This window comes from Actinoplanes awajinensis subsp. mycoplanecinus, from assembly GCF_001509495.1.
In the GTDB taxonomy this organism is placed as follows: Bacteria; Actinomycetota; Actinomycetes; order Mycobacteriales; family Micromonosporaceae; genus Actinoplanes; species Actinoplanes palleronii.
Window position 1 is genome coordinate 73687 of the sequence record NZ_LLZH01000002.1, and the last position, 19578, is coordinate 93264.

The following is a 19578-nucleotide window of genomic DNA, read 5'->3' on the forward strand; positions in this document are numbered from 1 at the left end:
GATGGGCGGAGCTCATGGTGGGTGGCGACGTGGCCGCGGTTGAGGTACGAGACGTCGTGGTGCGCTACGGCGACACGACAGCCGTCGACGGGGTGTCCCTCAGCGCCCCGCGCGGGCGGGTGCTCGCGCTGCTGGGTCACAACGGTGCGGGCAAGACCAGCCTGCTCCAGGTCTGCGAGGGGTTCCGCAAACCGGACGCCGGCACCGTGCGGATCCTCGGGATGGACCCGGTCGCCGAGCACGACGCGCTGATGCCGCGCCTGGGCATCATGCTGCAGTCCGGCGGCGTCTACCCGTGGGCCGCAGCCGGGGAGATCCTGCGCCTGTTCGCCTCGTTCGCCGCGAACCCGCTGGACACCGGGATGCTGATCGACCGGCTCGGACTCCGCAAAGTGGAGAAGACCCGGTTCCGCCGGCTCTCCGGGGGCGAGCAGCAGCGGTTGAGTCTCGCGGTCGCCCTGGTCGGCCGCCCCGAGCTGGTCTTCCTCGACGAGCCGACGGCCGGGATGGACACCGAGGCCCGGCACACCACCTGGCAGCTGATCGAGGAGCTGCGCGCCGACGGCGTCTCCGTGCTGCTCACCACGCACCTGCTCGACGAGGCCGAGCGCCTCGCCGACGACGTGGTGATCATGCGGTCTGGCCAGGTGGCGGCGACCGGCACGCCGGCCGAGCTGACCGCGGCGGCCGGCATCGACCTGCTCGAGGTGCGCGCCGACCCGGGTCTCGACCTGACCGGGTTGAAAGCCCGCCACGAGGTCGCCGAGAGCTCACCCGGGGAGTACGCGATCACCGGCGCCCTGGACACCCGCGCGCTGGCCGACGTGCTGGGCTGGTTCGCCGGGGTGGACGCGCACGTCACGGCGTTGAGCAGCCGCCGCCGCACCCTCGAGGACGTCTACCTGTCGCTGACCCGGCAGACCACCACCACGGTTGGAGCCGCGAAGTGAGCACCGGGCAGACCACCACCACGGTTGGAGCCGCGAAGTGAGCACCGGAACGTTCGCACCGGCACCCGGCCGGGCACCGATGCGCACCGTCATCGCCCGTCAGATCCGGATGGAACTGGTGCTCACCGCGCGGCGGGGCGAGGCAGTCGTGCTGGCCATGGGCGTACCCCTGCTGGTTTTGCTCGGAGCGGGCCTGACGCATGCGACGAACCTGCCAACCGACGACCGCCTGGGTTTTGTGGTTCCCGGCGTGCTGGCACTGACCGTGATGTCGACCGCCTTCACCGGCCAGGCGATCACCACGGGGTACGAGCGCAGCTACGGCGTCCTGAAGCGCCTCGGCGCCTCCCCGCTGACCCGCCCGGGCCTGCTGCTCGCCAAGACCGCCGCGGTGCTGGTCCAGATCGTGTTCCAGGTGCTGTTCCTGGGCCTGGTCGGTGTGGTGGTCGGCTGGCGGCCGGAGCTGAGCCACCTGCTGCCCGCGGCCGGGGTGACCGTGCTGGCCGCGGCCGGATACAGCGGCCTGGCGTTGCTGCTGGCCAGCGTGCTGAAGCCGGAGACCACCACCGGCGCGGCCACGCTGATCTACGTGCTGATGCTCTCGGTCGGCGGGATCATGTTCGCCGCACCGGACCTGGGCACGGCCGGCTGGTTCCTGCTGCCGCTGGCCGCGCACGCCGAGGCGCTGCGGGACACGCTCAGCGGCGGCGGCAGCATCCCGCTGTCGATCTGGCTGGCGCTGGCCGCGTGGGCGGTCGTCTGGCTGACCGCAGCCGCCCGCAAATTCCGCTGGGAGTGAGTTCCCAAGCCGCGACTGTCCATCGATCGGTGGACAACCGCTGACCCCCGCGCGGTCGTCCCGCCGGAACCGCCCGGGACGGGACGATCGTCGGTATGGAAGCGATCGAGGTAACGGGTCTGCGGAAGACCTATCAAGGCAGAGAGGCCGTCGCCGGGATCGACCTGGTCGTCGCCCGCGGCGAGATCTTCGCGCTGCTCGGCCCGAACGGCGCCGGCAAGACCACCACCGTCGAGATCCTGGAGGGTCACCGGCGCCGCAACGGCGGTGACGTGCGGGTGCTCGGCGAGGACCCGGGCACGGCGGGCCGGTCCTGGCGCTCCCGGATCGGCATCGTGCTGCAGGACGCCGACGACGCCGCCGACCTCACGGTGACCGAGATGGTGCGGCACGTCGCCGGTTTCTACCCGGAGCCGCGCACGGCCGACGAGGTGATCGAGCTGGTCGGCCTGACCGCCAAGAAGACCAGCAAGATCCGTACGCTCTCCGGCGGCCAGCGCCGTCGCGTCGACGTGGCGCTCGGCATCGTCGGCCGCCCCGAGCTGCTCTTCCTGGACGAGCCGACCACCGGGTTCGACCCGGAGGCGCGCCGCCAGTTCTGGGACCTGATCCGCACCCTGGCCGGTGACGGCACCACGATCCTGCTCACCACCCACTACCTGGACGAGGCCGAGGCGCTCGCGGACCGGCTCGCGGTGCTGGCCGGCGGGCAGATCGTCGCCGAGGGCACCCCGGCGACGCTGGGCGGACGGGCCGCGGCCGGCGCCAAGGTGAGCTGGCAGGAGGGCGGCCGGACCCGGACCGAGCAGCTCGCCGACCCCACCGAGCTGCTCCGCAAGCTGGTCGCCGACGGCGCCGACCTGCGCACCCTGACGGTCACCCGGCCCACCCTCGAGGACACCTACCTCACCCTGATCGGAGCGCGGAAATGACGAGCATGAGCCTGGCCCGGGGCCACGTGGAGGTCCTGCAGTTCCTCCGCGACCGCACCTCGGTGGTCTTCACGTTCCTGTTCCCGGCGCTGCTCCTGCTGCTGTTCGGGACGATCTTCGGCGACTCGTACGACCAGGCCGGGGTGAGCGCCAGCCAGGTGTACGCGTCGAGCATGCTCGCCTACGGCATCCTCACCACCGGCTTCGTCACGATGGGCGCGGGCCTGGCGATGGACCGTGAGGACGGGACGCTGAAACGGCTGCGGGGCACGCCGTTGCCGCTCACGTCGTACCTGATCGGGAAGTTGATTCTGGTTTTGACCATGGCCGTCGCGGAGGCGGCGCTGCTGATCCTGGTCGGGGTCGTGGTCTTCGACATGCCGCTGCCGGACGCGAGTCACTGGCTCACCTTCGCCTGGCTGTTCGGCCTGTCGGTGATCGTCTGCACCCTGCTCGGCGTCGCGGTCAGCGGCATCGTCAAGCACGCCCGCAGCGCCGGCGCGATCCTGAACGTCCCGGTGGTGATCCTGCAGTTCATCTCGGGCGTCTTCATCCACCCGATCACCCAGCTGCCGACCTGGCTGATCACCGTCGCCTCGCTCTTCCCGGTCAAGTGGATGGCGCAGGGCTTCCGGTACGTCTTCCTGCCGGACAGCATGAAATCCCTGGAAGCGGCCGGTGCCTGGGAACTCGGGCGGATCGCCATGGTGCTCGGCGCGTGGTGTGTGATCGGATTGGTGCTGTGCCTGGCGACCTTCCGGTGGAGCGAAAAGGACCGATGACCGCACCATCGGCTGCCCCGCCGTCCCTGGCCCGGCTGTGGGACCTCTACTTCATCGCGATCGAGATCGCCGTAGCGGCCGCGATCTTGATGACCGACACCTCCGCCGAGCGGAAGTGGCTCAGCCTCGGCACGGTCGCCGCGATGGTCCTGCTGCACGTCACGATCGGCGCGCGGCTGATCCGAACCGGTCGGGACGACGTGCTCTCGTTCGTCGTCCTGGCCTGTCACATCGTGCTGTTCGCGGTGGTGGCGATCGCGATGCCGGTCGCCACCTGGCTGCTCTTCGTGATCATCCCGATGGCCTTCCAGCTGGCCTCGCTGCGGGTCGCGATCGTCGCGGTGGTGGCGGCGAACGCGGTGCCGGTCGTCGCCGATCTGGTGACCGGGTCCGGCAGCGTGCTGATGGACCTGGTCATCGCGGCGATCTCGGCAACCGCCGGCATCCTGCTCGGATTCTGGATCATCCAGGTGATCCGGCAGAGCACCGACCGCGCCAACCTGATCGCCGAGCTCGAGGCGAGCCGTGCCGAGGTGGCCCGGCTCTCCCACGAGGCCGGCGTCACCGCCGAGCGGACCCGCCTGGCCGGCGAGATCCACGACACCCTGGCGCAGGGCTTCACCAGCATCATCACGCTGGTCCAGGCCGCCGATCCGGGGCTGCGCGACGAACGCCTGGCGCTCGCGGTCCGCACCGCGAAGGAGAATCTGGCGGAGAGCCGGTCCCTGGTCGCCGCCCTCGCACCGTCCGCGCTGGATTCCGGTCTGCTGGATTCGGTACGCCGCCAGGCCGCGCGGTTCACCGAGGAAACCGGAGTTCAAGCCCTATTTCGTACGACGGGGGAGCCCCGCGATCTGCCGACCGCCGTGGAGGTGGTGCTGCTGCGGGCGGCTCAGGAGGCACTGACCAACGTGCGTCGGCACGCCCGGGCGAACGAGGTGGGTGTGCTGCTCGCCTATTCGCCGGTCCCGGCCCCGTCGGCGTCGGCTTCTCTGGCGCCGGCTTCTTCGCCGTCGGCTTTCCCGGCGCCGGCTTCTCCGTCGTCGGCTTTCCCGGCGCCGGTGTCTTCGTCGTCGGTGCGCGTGGTGGTGCGGGATGACGGGTGCGGGTTCGATGCCGGGGCGGCGGGCGGGTTCGGGCTGCGCGGCATGCGGGCACGGGCCGAGCAGGTGGGCGGCACCTTGACCGTGCGCAGCGATCCGGACACCGGCACCACCGTCGAACTGGAGGTCCCCGCGTGATCCGGATTCTGCTCGTCGACGACCACCCCGTCGTACGCATGGGGTTGCGCGGCATGCTCGACGCCGAACCGGACCTGACCGTGATCGGCGAAGCCTCCTCCGGTGCCGAGGGCGCCGACCTCGCGCTCCGTGAGCGTCCCGACATCGTCCTGATGGACCTGCGGATGCCCGGCGGCGACGGCGTCGAAGCGACCGGCCGGATCCTGGCCGCCGACCCGGGCATCCGGGTGATGGTGCTGACCACCTACGAGTCGGACCGCGACATCCTGCGCGCGATCGAGGCCGGCGCCTGCGGCTACCTGCTCAAGGACGCGACACCGGCCGAGCTGGCCGAGGCGGTGCGCGCGGCCGACCGGGGCGAGACGGTGCTCGCGCCGAGCGTGGCGTCGACGCTGGTCCGCCAGGTGCGGAGCCCGGCGCCGCCGGCGCTGTCGGCCCGGGAGACCGAGGTGCTGCGGCTGGTGGCGGCGGGACTGACGAACGCCGACATCGGCAAGCGGTTGTTCATCGCGGAGGCGACCGTGAAAACGCATTTGCTGCGTGTCTTCAACAAGCTCGACGTGGCGGACCGCACGGCCGCAGTGACCACCGCGATGCGGCACGACCTGCTCTAGCGGGACGCGCGGGACTGATACACGGCAACCGCGGTGATCGATGGGCGCGGAAACCGGGAACAGCCGGATATGGCCGCCGGTGGCGGCCATACTCATCCGGTGTGACGCGTTTTAGCAGCTCAATGCGCTGATCACGGTCCGATCTTTCGGCCTCTCGCCCGATGGTGGCGATCAGAGGAGAAGCGCATGCGTTATCGGGTCCCCCCGCGGTTGTGGTCGCCGTCGAGGTTTCGGAGTGCACTCTCGGTTGCGGCCGCCGCGGCACTGGGCACGCTTCCGGGCATCTTCGTGTTCGCCCCACCCGCCCGCGCGGACGGCGAATACACCATCACGATCAGCGTCGAGGACACTCTGGCAGTGGAGGGCACGTCGGGCCCGAGCGGTGAGTACATCAACGTCATGCTGAGCCCTCCGCCGGATGCGCCGGTCACCGTGCACCTGGAGACCGAGGCCGATGGGACTGCGACCCTGGGCGACGACTTCATGGCGTTCGATGAAGATCTGACTTTTGACGCCGCCGAGACGCTCAAACAGGTGGCAGTGCAGATCCTGGGCGACGACATCTACGAACCGGGCGGGGAAACCTACTCGTTCGTGGTGGCGAGTCCCGGGAACGAGGTGGGGACGGGCGTCGGCTCGCACGAGATCACGATCCCGGACGACGACGACGCGCCGACGGTTGCCTCGCTCACCTTCGGCGACGCGCTGGACGAGGGCAGCGCCGAGGCGGGCCCGCACGACGTGCCGTTCACCGTGGAGCTGAGCAACCCCAGCAGCACCCCGATCATCCTGAAGGTGACCGGCGACGACGACACCGCGGTGCAGCCGGCCGGCACGGTGGGCGGCGCGGACTACGCCGTGCCGGACACGGTGACGATTCCCGGCGGCAAGAAGAGCGAAGAGTTCGCGGTGACGGTCATCGGGGACGAGGTCTTCGAGAAGGACGAGACCGCCGTCGTCTCGGTGGCGCCGGCGGACGGGCAATCCCCGGTGTCCGGCGAGGCAAGCGCCACGCTGACCATCACGAACGACGACCACGCGCCGGGGGTGGCGGTCCCGGCGCTCACCCAGGCCGAGGGCACGACGATGGTGCTCGACGCACTGGTGATCGGTGAGACGCAGGAACCGATCCCCTGGACCGCGTCGGTGTTCCCGGCCTGGGTCGAAGCCGGCAGCCCGGCGGCGTTTGCCGATTTCTCCGCCAGCGTGGTCGCCTCCGGAACGATCCAGCCAGGAGACGGGCACGTCGATCTGGGCACGGTCAGCCTGGCCGAGGACCAGGCCGACGAATTCGCGGAGACCTTCAACGTCGTGGTCGATCTGGGCAGCCTGAACATGAACGGGTACCCGTTCGGCAACCTGGAGACGATCGAGGACAAGGATTCCGACCTGCCGCCGCTCATCGTCGGGTCCGACCCGGTCACCCTCAAGGAGGGCGCCTCCTTCGACGTGCCGTACTCCCTCGACTTCGACGACGTGCCCGGCAACACCGCCACCAGGACCGAAAAGCCGGTGTCGGCGAGTTGGACGCTGTCCTCCGTCGATGCCGTCCACGGCTCGGACTACAGCGGCGAGACCAGCGGCACCCTTGCCTTCGAGCCGGGCTCGACCGCCGGGAGCATCCACGTGACCACCGAGGCCGACGCCGACGTGGAGACCGACGAGACCCTCAGCCTCGCGCTGAGCGATCCGCAGAATGCCGGCGACCTCGTCGGGAACCCCGTCCCCATCACCATCACCAACCAGGTCCGGCCGGACTTCACCGTCACGTCCGAGGTGGCGGCCACCGAGGGCCAGGCGGATCCGGCCACGTTCACCGTCACGCTGACCGAGCCGGCCGCCGAGGACGTGCACTTCGACGTCTCGATCGCCGACCAGAGCACCGCCGCGGGGGACTACACCGCGCCGCCGGTCGAACTGACGATTCCGGCCATGTCCGAGACCGGCGAGATCAAGGTGCCGATCCTCGACGACGAGGTCTACGAAACCACCGAGACAGCGACTCTCACCGTGGTCCTGGCCGGCGAGGAGGCGGGCTCGACCGCCACCCTTTCGATCGAGGACGACGACACCGCCCCGACGCGACTGGACGTCAGGACGTTCGACCAGGAGGAGGGCGCCCACGTCGAACTCGGCGCCGACGTGAGCAACGCGGGGCAGGACTCGATCCCGTGGACCGCGGAGGTGAAGCCGGGCATGTCCGGCGACCCGGCGGAGGCCGGCGACTTCACCACCGGTGACCTGGTGCTCTCCGGTTCGATCGAGCCCGGGGACGACCATATCGACCTGGGCGCCGTCGATCTGCTGGTCGACCAGACCGACGAGTTCCCGGAGACCGTGGACGTCGTCGTCAAGCTGGGTGTCGACGGCGCACTGGGCACGTTCTCGGCGACGTCGACCGTCGAGGACGCGAGCACCGAGCTGGGACCGAACGTCATGGCGCCCGACCCCGCCCGGATTGTCGAAGGCCAGAGCGCCTCGCTCCCGGTCCGGCTCAGCTTCGCCGGCATGCCGTGGAACACCGCCACCAAGACCGAGAAGACGGTCGAGGTCGACTACACGCTCAACCCGGAAACGGCTGAAGGCACGGCTACCGAAGATGTCGACTACACGGGTGACACCTCCGGCAAGCTCGTCTTCGCGCCGGACCAACTGTCGGAGCCGATCACGTTCGAAACCGTCGCGGACGACGTCGAGGAGGGCGGCGAAACAGTACTCGTCGATCTGAGCAACCTGGTCAACGCCTCGGGGAGCAACCCGAGCCAGACCGCCGCCACGATCGTCGACTCCGCCGACCTGCCGACCTTCAGCGTGACCCCGGAGGTGCGCGTGACCGAGGGGGACGACGCCTATGCCCGGATCACCGTCACGCTGAGCGCCGCGGCGCCGGGCGACGTCGAGTTGGACATGTCGATCGGGGACGGGATCGCCGACAGCGACGACTTCTCCTCGCCGGACGACGGGATCCTGACCATCCCCGCCGGACAGCGAACCGGCACGATCGACATACCGATCACCGACAACGAGGTGTACGAGTACACCGAGGACATAGCGGTGACGATGAGGCTGCTCGACGACGAGACCGACGCGACCGGGGCCGAGCAGACCAGCAAGATCATCATTGCCGACGATGAGTCGGTACCGACGATCACGCTCAACGCGGCGCCGGGTGCGGAGGGCGACGAGATCGACGTGATCGCCACGCCGAGCGGGCCGGCGCAGAACGACATGCTCTACGACCTGACGTTCACCGGCGCGACCAGCGGCGGGGCGAACCCGGCCGAGGCCGACGACTACTCGGTGGACGACGTCGAGACGTTCGGGTTCATCGCCGGGGGCACTGCGGGCCCGGTGTCGATCCACACGATCTACCTACTCGACGACGCCATCGACGAGCCGGTCGAAACCCTGACGATGACCGCGACCAATACGACCGTGGAGGGGGTCGACCCGGTCGTCACGACGTACACCATCACGGACGACCCCGCCGACCTGCCGCCCACCGTCTCGGTCGGGGACGTGAGCGTGCAGGAGAACGCCGGCGTCGCCGACGTACCGGTCCGGCTCGCCTTCACCGGCGGCAACGGCGCGACCGCCAGCGAGCAGCCGGTGACAGTCGCTTACCGCATCCTGCCCGGCACCGCGGACACCGCCGACTATTTCGCCACCGCCGAGGGCTCGTTGACCCTGCCGACCGGCGGGCGCGATGCCGTAATCCACATCCCGATCGTCGACGACATCCGCGTCGAGACGAGCGAGTACTTCCAGGTCCAGGTGCTGTCGGCCAGTCCGGCCGGCGCCACCGTCGGAGCGGGCACCGGCACCGTCACCATTCTGGAGAACGATCGGAACCTGCCGGTGCCGTCGTTCGCGGTGACCGGCGACGTGCTTGCCGCCGAGGGCGGCACCGCGAGCTTCAAGGTCACGCTCAGTGCGCCGGCGCAGGAGGCCGTCGACTTCACCGTCGGCATGCAGCCGGGCACCGCCACGCCCGGCGGGAACGACGATGGCGAGACCGACTACACCGACCCGCCACGGGCGCTGCGGATCCCGGCGGGCAGCACGAGCGCCACGCTCGACGTGCCGATCCGCCAGGACACTGTCTGGGAGGGCGACGAGTCGGCCCGGCTGTCCGTGGAACTCGCCGCCGGCGAGTTGGACGCCGCCGGCCCCGCCCAGCAGGGCCAGCTGACGATCACGGACGACGAGACCAAACCGGCGATCACGCTGAACCAGACCTCGGCGGCGCTCATGGAGGGTGACACGTTCGAGCTGGCCGGAACGATCACGGGGGTGGCGCAGCGCGACCTGACCTTCGACAGCCCGGTGGTCGCCACGTCCGCCGAGAACACCGACTACGACCTGACCGACGACGAGGTCACGATCCCGGGCGGCACGCTCAGCGGCAGCAAGGTCAAACTCGGCTCGATCCACTTCAACCGGGACGCCACTGACGAGGACACCGAGACTCTCAGGGTCTCCTTCGGCGGGAACGTGCTGACCTTCCAGGTCGCCGACGACCCGGCCGACACCCCACCGGCTGTCACGATCGGCGACGCGACGGTGGGGGAGAGCGACGGGTCGGCCGAGCTGGCCGTCTCCCTGACCTTCAGCGGAGGCACCAAGGCGACCGAGCGGACCATCACCGTGCCCTGGGCGACCGTCGCCGGCACGGCCGACGCGGGCAAGGATTACACCACGTCAAGCGGTCAGCTGACGCTGACCTCACCGTCTTCGACGGACACCATCCGCATTCCGGTCCTGGCCGACAAGCGGGACGAGGCGACCCAGACATTCACCGTACGACTGGGCGCGCCGTCCCCGGCCGGCGTCACCCTGGCCAAGCCGGACGGCAAGGTCACCATCACCGATGACGACAAGCCGTCCGCGCCCACGCTGACTGCACCGGCCAGCATCGTCGGCCCCGGGCGGGTAACCCTGTCCGGGGTCGCCGGGGCGAACGCCCAGGTCGAGTTGCTCCGCGCGGTCGGCACGTCCGGTGGCTCGTTCCGGGAAGCGATGACGACGACGGCTGACGACGACGGGGTCTACCGGTTCACCCTCACCTTCGCCCTCGGGTACCGGGTGATGACCAGGGCCAACAAGCTGACCTCGCCGGTCCGTACGGTCTCGGTGAAACAGGACCCGACCCTCGTGGTGGTCTCGTCCTCGAAGGGCACCGTGACGATGGCCGTCCGGGGCGACCCGGACGAACCCGGCCAGCGGGTGATCATCCAGCGCCGGGTGTCCGGCGAGTGGCGCGAGGTCGACACCGGCGAACTCAACCGGGCCGGGAAGTACACCACGACGCTGCGATCGCTGAAGTCCGGCGGTACGTACGTGTACCGGGCGGTGATCGCTTCCACGCCGTCGATCGGCGTGCTCTCCGGCGCTTCGGACACCGAAACCGTCAAGGTCAAGTAACCCGGGTTCCCCGCTGGCAGCCGTTGTCGTGGGTACTCTCGCGCCCGGCCCGACCTCCGTGACCCCCGAGCACGTGAAGGTCTCTCTGCCGGAAAAAGGCGTTCCGCCGAAAAGGGGCTGATATGCCGGTTAGATTACGTATGGCTCCGCCTCACGTGGCTCTCATGTCCCGTGTTTGCGCTGCTGAGGGCCGGTTCGCCGATGCCCCCAACCGCCCCAAGGTGCGGTACCCGAACAGGCAGCCTCGTCGGGTGACGAGGACGCAAAGCCAGGGGCCTCCCCGCTGGAGGTTGCCCAGCCGCCGAAGGAGACAGGAAGAGAATGCTTCATCGACCCATCCAAGCGGCGTCGCACGAGCGAGTGCCGGTCACGTTCTGGGGACGACCTCGGATCCGGACAGTCCTGGCGACCGTCGTCGCCGCCGCGGTGGGAATGGTGCCCGCGGTCATGGTGGGTTCGCCGGCGCTGGCGGCCAACCCGTCCTCCGTTGACAACCTGACGATCAGCAACGCCGGAAGCTGGGAAGGTAGCAAGGTCACCTTCACGATCACCTACACGGGTGCGGCGCCGGCTGACTTCACCTTCGCGGCTTCGGGTGGCACGGCGACCGGTGTCGCCTCCTTCACCGCCGCCAACCCTGGCGCCATTCCCCCCGTCGCCGCCAGCACCACCACTGACACCGAGGACTACTCCACCACGCTGAGCCGGACCGGGACCATCACCTTCCCCGGGACGTCGTCGAGCGGCTCCAACACGATCACGATCAGTGCGGACACCCAGGCTGACGCCGGCGTAGCCGATGAGACGTTCAACCTGGTAGCGACGGACACGCTGGGTAACACCAAGTCCGGGACCGGAACGATCTGGGCGGTCGCCGACGCCGACTACCCGACCTACACGGTTTCACCGTCGACCTCGACCGTGGCGGAGACCGCGTCCAAGGACGCCGCAGGCGCGACCGTGCAAAAGAAGGTCACCGTCACCGCGACGCTGAACAAGGTTCTGCCGCACCCGCTCACCATTCCGGTGGCTACCGCCGATGGTGGGAGCATGACCGTCTTGAACAACGCCGTCTCTGGCGGTGGAGTTCTGCGGGACTACGACGCGCTCCCGTCGACGGCGCTGTTCACCATCCCCGAGTACACGTACACCGGTACCACCACCGTCCAGCTCTACGATGACAACATCGACGAGACGGCGACGAACCAGTCCTTCACCGTCAACGCGACGGACACCCCGGTGGTGCTGAAGTCGGGCGTCGGCGCCAACACGGCCACCATCGCCATCACGGACGACGACGCCGCACCGGTGGCGACCATCGGTGACGCCATGGCGGCCGTGACCGAGGGTGGTGCCCTCAACTTCCCGGTGACCCTGGACCGGCCTTCGGACTCGGCCAGCCTGGCGATCGGCTACTACGCCACCGCCGGAACGACCCGGGACGACTCGACGGCGGCCGCCACCGCGGACATCACCACCCCTTACACCAGCGGCGTCCCGGGATCGGCGACGATCCCGGCCTACGCGACCACGCGGACGATCGCGGTCCCGACGGATGACGACGGCACCTTCGAGGGCACGGAGAACATCAAGGAGGTCATCACCGGCGGGACCGGTGTCACCCTCGGCACCAAGACCACCGCCGTGGGCCTCATCAACGACAACGACCCGGGTCCGGACGTCGCGCTCACGACCGTCAGCGGTGCCTCGCTGCCGGAAGGCGACTCGGGCGAGAAGGTGCAGAAACTCAAGCTGACGATCGACGCCGGCACCTACCCGGTGCCGATCAAGATCGACTGGGCGACCAAGGACGGCACCGCCAAGGCGGGCTCCGACTACAAGGCCACCTCGGGCACGGTTACGATCCCCGCGGGCGTCGTCCCGGGGACCTGGAAGGAAGAGATCCCGGTCACGCTCTACGGTGACACGGTCCTGGAGGGCGACGAGGCCTTCGATCTCGCGATCTCCAGTTCCACGAGCACCATCGGCAACGCCGGGGACTTCAGCACCACCATCACCGAGTTCGGGGAAGGCGACGCCAAGCCGACCTTCAACGTCGGCGACGTCTCGGTCACCGAAGGCAACAGCGGCACCACGCTGGCCCAGGTACCGATCACCCTGACCGGTGCCGCTCCGACCGACACCGTCTTCACCACCTCGTTCAACCCGGCGCCCAGTGTGGACACCGCGGTGGACTCGGGCACCTTGGCGGGCGACAACGACTACGACCAGCCGACCGTCTCGTCCGTGACGATCAAGGCCGGGGACAAGACCGGGACGCTGAGCATCCCGATCAACGGCGACACGGTGTACGAGAAGGACCAGAAGTTGACCGTCGGCATCACGACGGCCAGCTCGGACGTCACTGCCACGGACACGCCGTTCGTCAAGCACCTCGCGGTGGTCACCATCGGGAACGACGACGCCCAGCCGACGCTGGTCTTCACCACCGGTAACGTGAGCGAGGGCCAGTCCATCGGGGTCACCGGCAAGATCGTTGGTGTGTCGGAGTACCCGTACAACGTCGGTCTCACCGTGGGTGGTGCCGCAACCAACCCGGCCACGGTGGACACGGACTTCACGGCTCCCGACACCCTCGCGACCGCGACGGTCCAGGTTCCGCGTGGTTACACCGGAGCGCTCACCGACATTCCCATGGTCGGCGGCGGCTACACCTGGTGGATCCAGGCGCTCGACGACCAGATCGACGAGCCGGCCGAAGGCTTCAACGTCACCGCGAACGAGAAGACCGGTGCGCTGACCGGCTTCGCGAACTCGGTCGGCACCTACAAGATCGCCGATGACCCGCTGGACCTTCCGCCGGCGGCCTCCATCGGTGACGTGACGGTCAGCGAGAAGGACGGCACCGCTGACGTCCCGGTCAACCTGACCTTCACCGGTGACGCCACGTCCACCGTGCAGAACGTGACGCTGCAGTACGACACCGCGGACGGCACGGCCAAGCAGGGCAAGGACTACAAGCTCACCAAGGGCACCCTGACGGTTCCGCCGGGCACGATGAAGGCCTGGATCAAGGTCCCGGTCATCGACGACTGGGACAAGGAAGACAACGAGACCTTCTCGGTCCGGATCACCAACGCCAACCCGCAGGGCGCGCAGATCGTCAACGGCGATGCGACCGTCACGGTCACGTCCGACGACAGCGCGGTTATCCGGCCGACGCTGGACCTGACCAGCCCGGCCAAGGGCATCGGTTCGGTTGTCGCATCCGGCAAGGCCGCTCCCGGCGCGACTGTCGAGCTGTGGGGCGCGCCGCTGCCGGTCACCGACCCGCTGAAGACGAAGTGGCTGGTCAGCACGAAGGCCGACGCTTCCGGCAACTTCAAGTTCGGCGCTCGGAAGATCACCCAGGGCTGGACGTTCGTCACCCAGTCGCAGGAGACCAACTCCACGGCCAAGCAGGTCCGGCTGACGCAGAACCCGGCCCTGACCGCGACCTCGACGAAGGGCAAGCTCACCGTCTCGGTCGTCGGGAACCCGAAGGCCACCGGCCAGACGGTCACCATCCAGCGGTGGACCGGTGGCAAGTGGGTCACCCTGGCCTCCGGCAAGACCACCAGCACCGGCTACAAGGGCTCCTGGTCGTTCAAGTCGAAGACCAAGGTGACGGTGCGTGCGATGGTCTCCGGCAACAGCAGCATGGGTATCAACTCGGGCTACTCCGCCAGCAAGGCCGTAACCATCAAGTAAGCACCACCTGATCCGAAACCAGCGGGGGCGGCCGACAGGCCGTCCCCGCTGCTTCGTCTGTGTCTCATACCGGGAAAGTGGTACCGTATTCGGTACGACTTGGGAGGCGTCATGACCGAAGCGATCAGTGCCAGTGAGGCACGCAAGACTCTCTTCCCGCTCATCGAGCGTGTCAACGACGACCACACCCCGATCGAGATCGTCTCCAAACGGGGCAACGCGGTGCTGGTCAGCAAGGCTGACTGGGACTCGATCGTGGAGACCAACTACCTGCTCCGGACACCTGCGAATGCCAGGCGGCTCATGGAGAGCGTCGAGCAGTGGCGCGCCGGCCTCGCCACCGAACGTGAGCTCGGTCCTGAGGAATGAAGCTGAGCTGGACCGATCAGGCCTGGAACGACTATCTGTATTGGCAGACTCAGGACCGCAGGACGCTCAAGCGCATCAACGCGCTGATCGCCGACATCAAGCGGAATCCCGACGGTCCGGGCATCGGCAAACCCGAACTTCTGCGTGACAATCTCGCTGGTCTCCGGTCCCGGCGTATCGATGACGAGCACCGCCTGGTGTATGCCGTGACGCCGAATGAGATCACCATCGTCTTCTGCCGCTACCACTACGAATGACAGAGCCGGCCCGCGATCATCGCGGGCCGGCTCTTCGGAAGGGTCAGTCGATCTCGGCGACCGCCTGGGCGAACTGGGCCGAGTACAACCTGGCGTAAGCGCGGTCCGCCGCGATCAGCTCGTCGTGGGTGCCCTGTTCCACGATGGTGCCGTTCTCCATCACCAGGATCAGGTCGGCGTCGCGGATGGTGGACAGGCGGTGGGCGATCACGAAGCTCGTCCGGCCGGTCCGCAGCGTCGCCATGGCCCGCTGGATCAGCACCTCGGTACGGGTGTCGACCGAGCTGGTGGCCTCGTCCAGGATCAGGATGCTCGGCTCGGCCAGGAACGCGCGCGCGATCGTGATCAGCTGCTTCTGGCCGGCGCTGACGTTCGAGCCCTCCTCGTCGATCGTCGTCTCGTAGCCGTCCGGGAGCATCCGGACGAAGCCGTCGACGTGCGCCGCCTCCGCTGCCTCGATGATCGCCGCCTGGTCGTGCGAATCCGCGCCGTACGCCAGGTTCTCCGCGATCGTCCCGCCGAACAGCCAGGTGTCCTGCAGCACCATCCCGATCTGCTCGCGCAACTGCTCACGGGGCATCGTCGCGATGTCCACCCCGTCCAGGGTGATCCGCCCGCCGGTCACGTCGTAGAACCGCATCAGCAGGTTGACCAGGGTGGTCTTGCCGGCGCCGGTCGGTCCGACGATGGCGACCGTCTGGCCCGGCTCGACCGAGAGCGACAGGTTCTCGATCAGCGGCTGGTCGGGGAGGTATCGGAACGACACGTTCTCGAACGTGATCCGCCCCTCGACGGGCGGCATTTCTTTAAAAACAGGATCCGGGCTCTGCTCCGCGGCGTCGAGCAGGGCGAACACCCGCTCGGCCGAGGCCACCCCGGACTGCACCAGGTTGGCCATGCTGGCCACCTGGGTGAGCGGCTGGCTGAACTGCCGGGAGTATTGGATGAACGCCTGCACGTCACCCAGCGACAACGAGCCGGACGCCACCCGCAGACCGCCGACGACCGCCACCAGCACGTAGTTCACGTTGCTGATGAACATCATGACCGGCTGGATCAGCCCGGAGATGAACTGGGCGCGGAAGCTGGACGCGTACAGCTTGTCGTTGTGACCGCGGAACGTCTCCTCGGCCTCGTGCTGCCGTCCGAAGACCTTGACCAGCGAGTGGCCGGTGAACATCTCCTCGATGTGCCCGTTGAGCTGGCCGGTCGTCTTCCACTGGGCGACGAACTGGCCCTGGGCCCGCTTGCCGACGAACTTGGTCAGCCAGAACGACACCGGGATCGTGACGAGCGCGATCAGCGCCAGCAACGGCGAGATCCAGAACATCATTCCGAGTACGCCGACGACCGTCAGCAGCGCCGTCACCAGCTGGGCGAACGTCTGCTGCAGCGTCTGCGCGATGTTGTCGGTGTCGTTGGTGGCCCGGCTCAGCACCTCACCACGCGCCTGCTTGTCGAAGTACGACAGCGGCAGCCGGGACAGTTTCGCCTCGACCTGGTTGCGCAGGTCGAACACGGCGGTCTGCACCACCCGCGCGGTGATCCGGCCCTGCAGCACGCCGAACACCCACGCGAACAGGTAGACCACGGCCACCCAGAGCAGCACCCGCTTCAGGGCGTCGAAGTCGATGCCCCGGCCGGGTACGACGCCGTCCATGGCCGCGAGCATGTCGGCGACCTTGGTGTCGCCCTGCTGGCGCAGCCCCTCGACGGCCTGCTGCTGGGTGACACCGGCCGGCAGCATCTTGCCGACCACACCGTCGAAGATCACGTCGGTGGCGTGCCCGAGCAGCCGCGGCCCGAGCACCGCGAGCGAGACCGAGACCACGCCGAAGAACAGCACCAGGCCGACCAGTGCCCGCTGCGGGGCGAGCATGCCGAGCAGGCGCTTGGTGGAGCCCTTGAAGTCCTGCAGTTTCTCCGGGGGCCCGCCGGCCCCCATCATCATCCGGGCGGCCGGCGGCCCACCCATCGGCGGCCCGGGCCGGTTGGGCGCGGTCATGCTGTGCCTCCCTGGGCGTGCGCTCCTGGCCCTTGCTTCGCTGCGGTGCAGTCGCTCACGCCGTGGCCTCCTGCTCCGTCAACTGCGAAAGAACGATTTCCCGGTACGTCGGATTACCGTCCATGAGTTCCTCGTGCGTCCCGGTCCCGACCACCTTGCCGTCGTCGAGCACCACGATCCGGTCGGCGTCCCGGATCGTGCTGACCCGCTGCGCCACGATCACCACGGTGGCGTCCGCGATGTGCGGGATCAGCGCGGCCCGCAGCGCGGCGTCGGTGGCGTAGTCGAGCGCCGAGAACGAGTCGTCGAACAGGTAGATCTCCGGCCGGTGCACCAGCGCGCGGGCGATCGCCAGCCGCTGCCGCTGCCCGCCGGACACGTTCGTGCCGCCCTGCGCGATCGGGGCCTCCAGCCGCCCGTCCATCTTCTCGACGAAGCCCTTGGCCTGTGCGACCTCGAGGGCCTCCCAGAGTTCCTCGTCGGTGGCGTCCGGGTTGCCGTACCGCAGGTTGGAGCCGACCGTGCCGGTGAACAGGTACGGCCGTTGCGGCACGATCCCGACCAGCCGGGCCAGCAGGCCGGGGTCGAGCTCGCGGACGTTCACGCCGTCCACCAGCACGCTGCCCTCGGTCACGTCGAAGAGCCGGGGGACCAGGTTGAGCAGCGTGGTCTTGCCGCTGCCGGTGGACCCGATGATCGCGGTGATCTCCCGGGGCCGGGCGATCAGTCGTACGTCGGAAAGAACAGCGGCCTCGGCCCCCGGATAGCGGAAGCTGACCGACTGCAGTTCCAATTCGCCGTGCCGGGTCACCTCGGTGATCGGCGCCGAAGGCGGCGTCACGCTGCTCTCGGTGCCGACCACCTCCTGGATGCGCTCGGCGCAGACCTCGGCCCGCGGGATCATGATGAACATGAAGGTGGCCATCATGATCGACATCAGGATCTGCATCAGGTAGCTGAGGAACGCGGTGAGCGCGCCGACCTCCATCGGCCCGCTGTCGATCCGGTGCCCGCCGAACCAGAGCACCGCGACGCTGGACAGGTTCACGATCAGCATCACGGTCGGGAACATCAGCGCCATGATCTTGCCGGCCTTCAGCGAGACCTGGGTCAGGTCGTCGTTGGCCACCTCGTAGCGGGCCTGCTCGCGCTCGTCACGGACGAACGCCCGGATCACCCGGATGCCGGTGATCTGCTCGCGCATCACCTGGTTGACCCGGTCCAGCTTGACCTGCAGGCTGCGGAACAGCGGCCGCATCCGGCTGATGATCAGGGCGACGATGCCGATCAGGATCGGGATGATCACCAGGAGCAGCCCGGAGAGCGGGACGTCCTGGCGCAGCGCCAGCACGATGCCGCCGAGGCACATGATCGGCGCGGAGACCATCAGCGTGAACGTCAGCAGCACCAGCATCTGGATCTGCTGCACGTCGTTGGTGGTCCGGGTGATCAGCGACGGGGCGCCGAACTGGCCGACCTCGCGCGCCGAGAACGTCTGCACCCTGGCGAAGATCGCCTCGCGCAGGTCCCGGCCCACCGCCATGGCGGTGCGCGCGCCGAAATAGACCGCCACGACCTGCGCCGCGATCTGCAGCACGGTCATGCCGAGCATGCCGCCGCCGAGCTTCAGCACGTAGCCGGTGTCGCCCTTGATCACGCCGTTGTCGATGATGTCGGCGTTGAGGGTGGGCAGGTAGAGCGTCGCGAGCGTCTGCAGGAACTGGAAGAGCACGATCAGGCCGATCGTCTTCCGGTACGGCCGCAGATGCACACGAAGCAGTTTGATCAACACGTCACTTGCTCCCCCGTATGAGATTGAAGGATGCCGTCGAGCAGCAGCGACGCGAGCTCGTCGCCGCTGAACGCCTCGTCGCCGCCGAACGGGCCGAAGGTGCTGGCACCGCAGTGGAGCATCAGCAGCCGGGCCGCCTTGGCCGCCGGGATGCGCAGCCGGGCCGCGTCCGGCTCGATCAGCACGGTGACCGCGGCCAGCAGGTCACCGCGGGTCGAGGCCATCTGCTTGGCGGCCTCCGGGTGCGCGTCGCTCATGAAGATCAGCTTCCGGGCGGCGTGCATCAGGTGCGCGTTCTCGGCGAACCGGGCGTGCACGATCTCGGCCGCCTGAGTGAGCCTGGCCCGCAGATCGGCCGCCGGATCGATGGCGGCGATCGCGTCGAGCGTCGGTTGCGGGTCGAGTGCCTGGACCATCGAGCAGACCACCAGCTGGGTCTTGTTGTCGAAGACGCCGAAGATGGTGCCCTCGGCGACGCCGGCGGCGTGCGCGATCTGCCGGGTGCTCACCTCGGTGCCGTGCTCGTGCAGCAGCGGGATGGTCGCCGCGATCAGCGCCGCCCGCCGGTCGTCCGGCGCCAAGGCCGGTTGTCGTCTGCGTCGGGATTCCACGACGGCAAGACTAATGAGCGAGTGCTCACTCATCCACTGACTTTTGTCATGGGCCGGTACCGGACCTTTGTCACCGGAGGCCCGTCGAACC

13 protein-coding genes and 1 riboswitch are annotated in these 19578 nt (G+C 68.7%); of the genes, 10 read left to right on the forward strand and 3 right to left on the reverse strand.

The window, feature by feature from the left end; translation table 11 throughout:
* Positions 1-29: 29 nt before the first annotated feature.
* From ADL15_RS01520 to ADL15_RS01565, 10 genes are all read left to right on the forward strand, one after another.
* Entirely contained in the window at positions 30-950 is a 921-nt protein-coding gene (locus tag ADL15_RS01520) for an ABC transporter ATP-binding protein (RefSeq protein WP_232343846.1), read from the forward strand.
* 37 nt (positions 951-987) lie between these two features.
* Positions 988-1749, forward strand: a complete 762-nt coding sequence (locus tag ADL15_RS01525; RefSeq protein WP_232343847.1) for an ABC transporter permease — start codon at positions 988-990, stop codon at positions 1747-1749.
* Between the two features lie 95 nt (positions 1750-1844).
* Positions 1845-2681: an ABC transporter ATP-binding protein gene (locus ADL15_RS01530; RefSeq protein WP_157441093.1), complete on the forward strand. Its 837-nt coding sequence runs from the start codon at positions 1845-1847 to the stop codon at positions 2679-2681.
* A complete protein-coding gene (locus ADL15_RS01535) occupies positions 2678-3463 on the forward strand; it encodes an ABC transporter permease (protein WP_067684365.1) in 786 nt (261 codons plus the stop codon). Before ADL15_RS01530 ends, ADL15_RS01535 begins: the two co-directional genes overlap by 4 nt.
* Positions 3460-4704, forward strand: a complete 1245-nt coding sequence (locus ADL15_RS01540) for a sensor histidine kinase (protein ID WP_067684367.1) — start codon at positions 3460-3462, stop codon at positions 4702-4704. Before ADL15_RS01535 ends, ADL15_RS01540 begins: the two co-directional genes overlap by 4 nt.
* Positions 4701-5318, forward strand: a complete 618-nt coding sequence (locus ADL15_RS01545; protein WP_067684369.1) for a response regulator — start codon at positions 4701-4703, stop codon at positions 5316-5318. The genes ADL15_RS01540 and ADL15_RS01545 overlap by 4 nt, the downstream gene beginning before the upstream one ends.
* A gap of 186 nt (positions 5319-5504) precedes the next feature.
* The gene (locus tag ADL15_RS01550; protein ID WP_083970812.1) at positions 5505-10742 is read left to right on the forward strand and encodes a Calx-beta domain-containing protein; all 5238 of its coding nucleotides are present in this window, start codon (positions 5505-5507) and stop codon (positions 10740-10742) included.
* Positions 10743-10969: 227 nt separating this feature from the next.
* Positions 10970-11048, forward strand: a riboswitch (cyclic di-GMP riboswitch).
* 15 nt (positions 11049-11063) lie between these two features.
* Positions 11064-14453: a Calx-beta domain-containing protein gene (locus ADL15_RS01555; protein ID WP_157441094.1), complete on the forward strand. Its 3390-nt coding sequence runs from the start codon at positions 11064-11066 to the stop codon at positions 14451-14453.
* A gap of 111 nt (positions 14454-14564) precedes the next feature.
* Positions 14565-14822 (forward strand): type II toxin-antitoxin system Phd/YefM family antitoxin, encoded by a 258-nt coding sequence (locus ADL15_RS01560; protein ID WP_067684375.1) that lies wholly within the window; start codon positions 14565-14567, stop codon positions 14820-14822.
* Positions 14819-15079: a Txe/YoeB family addiction module toxin gene (locus tag ADL15_RS01565; RefSeq protein WP_067684377.1), complete on the forward strand. Its 261-nt coding sequence runs from the start codon at positions 14819-14821 to the stop codon at positions 15077-15079. The genes ADL15_RS01560 and ADL15_RS01565 overlap by 4 nt, the downstream gene beginning before the upstream one ends.
* A gap of 43 nt (positions 15080-15122) precedes the next feature.
* On the opposite strand, the gene ADL15_RS01570 is transcribed toward ADL15_RS01565, so the two are convergent.
* Genes ADL15_RS01570 through ADL15_RS01580 form a run of 3 tightly spaced genes read right to left on the reverse strand, consistent with a single transcriptional unit; the run spans position 15123 to position 19487 of the window.
* Positions 15123-17084: an ABC transporter ATP-binding protein gene (locus tag ADL15_RS01570; RefSeq protein WP_067684379.1), complete on the reverse strand. Its 1962-nt coding sequence runs from the start codon at positions 17082-17084 to the stop codon at positions 15123-15125.
* Between the two features lie 55 nt (positions 17085-17139).
* The gene (locus tag ADL15_RS01575) at positions 17140-18876 is read right to left on the reverse strand and encodes an ABC transporter ATP-binding protein (RefSeq protein WP_067684381.1); all 1737 of its coding nucleotides are present in this window, start codon (positions 18874-18876) and stop codon (positions 17140-17142) included.
* Entirely contained in the window at positions 18870-19487 is a 618-nt protein-coding gene (locus ADL15_RS01580) for a TetR/AcrR family transcriptional regulator (protein ID WP_067684383.1), read from the reverse strand. The genes ADL15_RS01575 and ADL15_RS01580 overlap by 7 nt, the downstream gene beginning before the upstream one ends.
* Between the last annotated feature and the right edge of the window lie 91 nt (positions 19488-19578).

Excerpts from the sequence above, each read along its gene's own strand:
- ADL15_RS01530 (WP_157441093.1), top strand. The coding sequence starts at position 1,845 with ATGGAAGCGATCGAGGTAACGGGTCTGCGGAAGACCTATCAAGGCAGA.
- ADL15_RS01535 (WP_067684365.1), top strand. The coding sequence starts at position 2,678 with ATGACGAGCATGAGCCTGGCCCGGGGCCACGTGGAGGTCCTGCAGTTC.
- ADL15_RS01540 (WP_067684367.1), top strand. The coding sequence starts at position 3,460 with ATGACCGCACCATCGGCTGCCCCGCCGTCCCTGGCCCGGCTGTGGGAC.
- ADL15_RS01550 (WP_083970812.1), top strand. The coding sequence starts at position 5,505 with ATGCGTTATCGGGTCCCCCCGCGGTTGTGGTCGCCGTCGAGGTTTCGG.
- ADL15_RS01555 (WP_157441094.1), top strand. The coding sequence starts at position 11,064 with ATGCTTCATCGACCCATCCAAGCGGCGTCGCACGAGCGAGTGCCGGTC.
- ADL15_RS01560 (WP_067684375.1), top strand. The coding sequence starts at position 14,565 with ATGACCGAAGCGATCAGTGCCAGTGAGGCACGCAAGACTCTCTTCCCG.
- ADL15_RS01565 (WP_067684377.1), top strand. The coding sequence starts at position 14,819 with ATGAAGCTGAGCTGGACCGATCAGGCCTGGAACGACTATCTGTATTGG.
- ADL15_RS01570 (WP_067684379.1), bottom strand. The coding sequence starts at position 17,084 with ATGACCGCGCCCAACCGGCCCGGGCCGCCGATGGGTGGGCCGCCGGCC.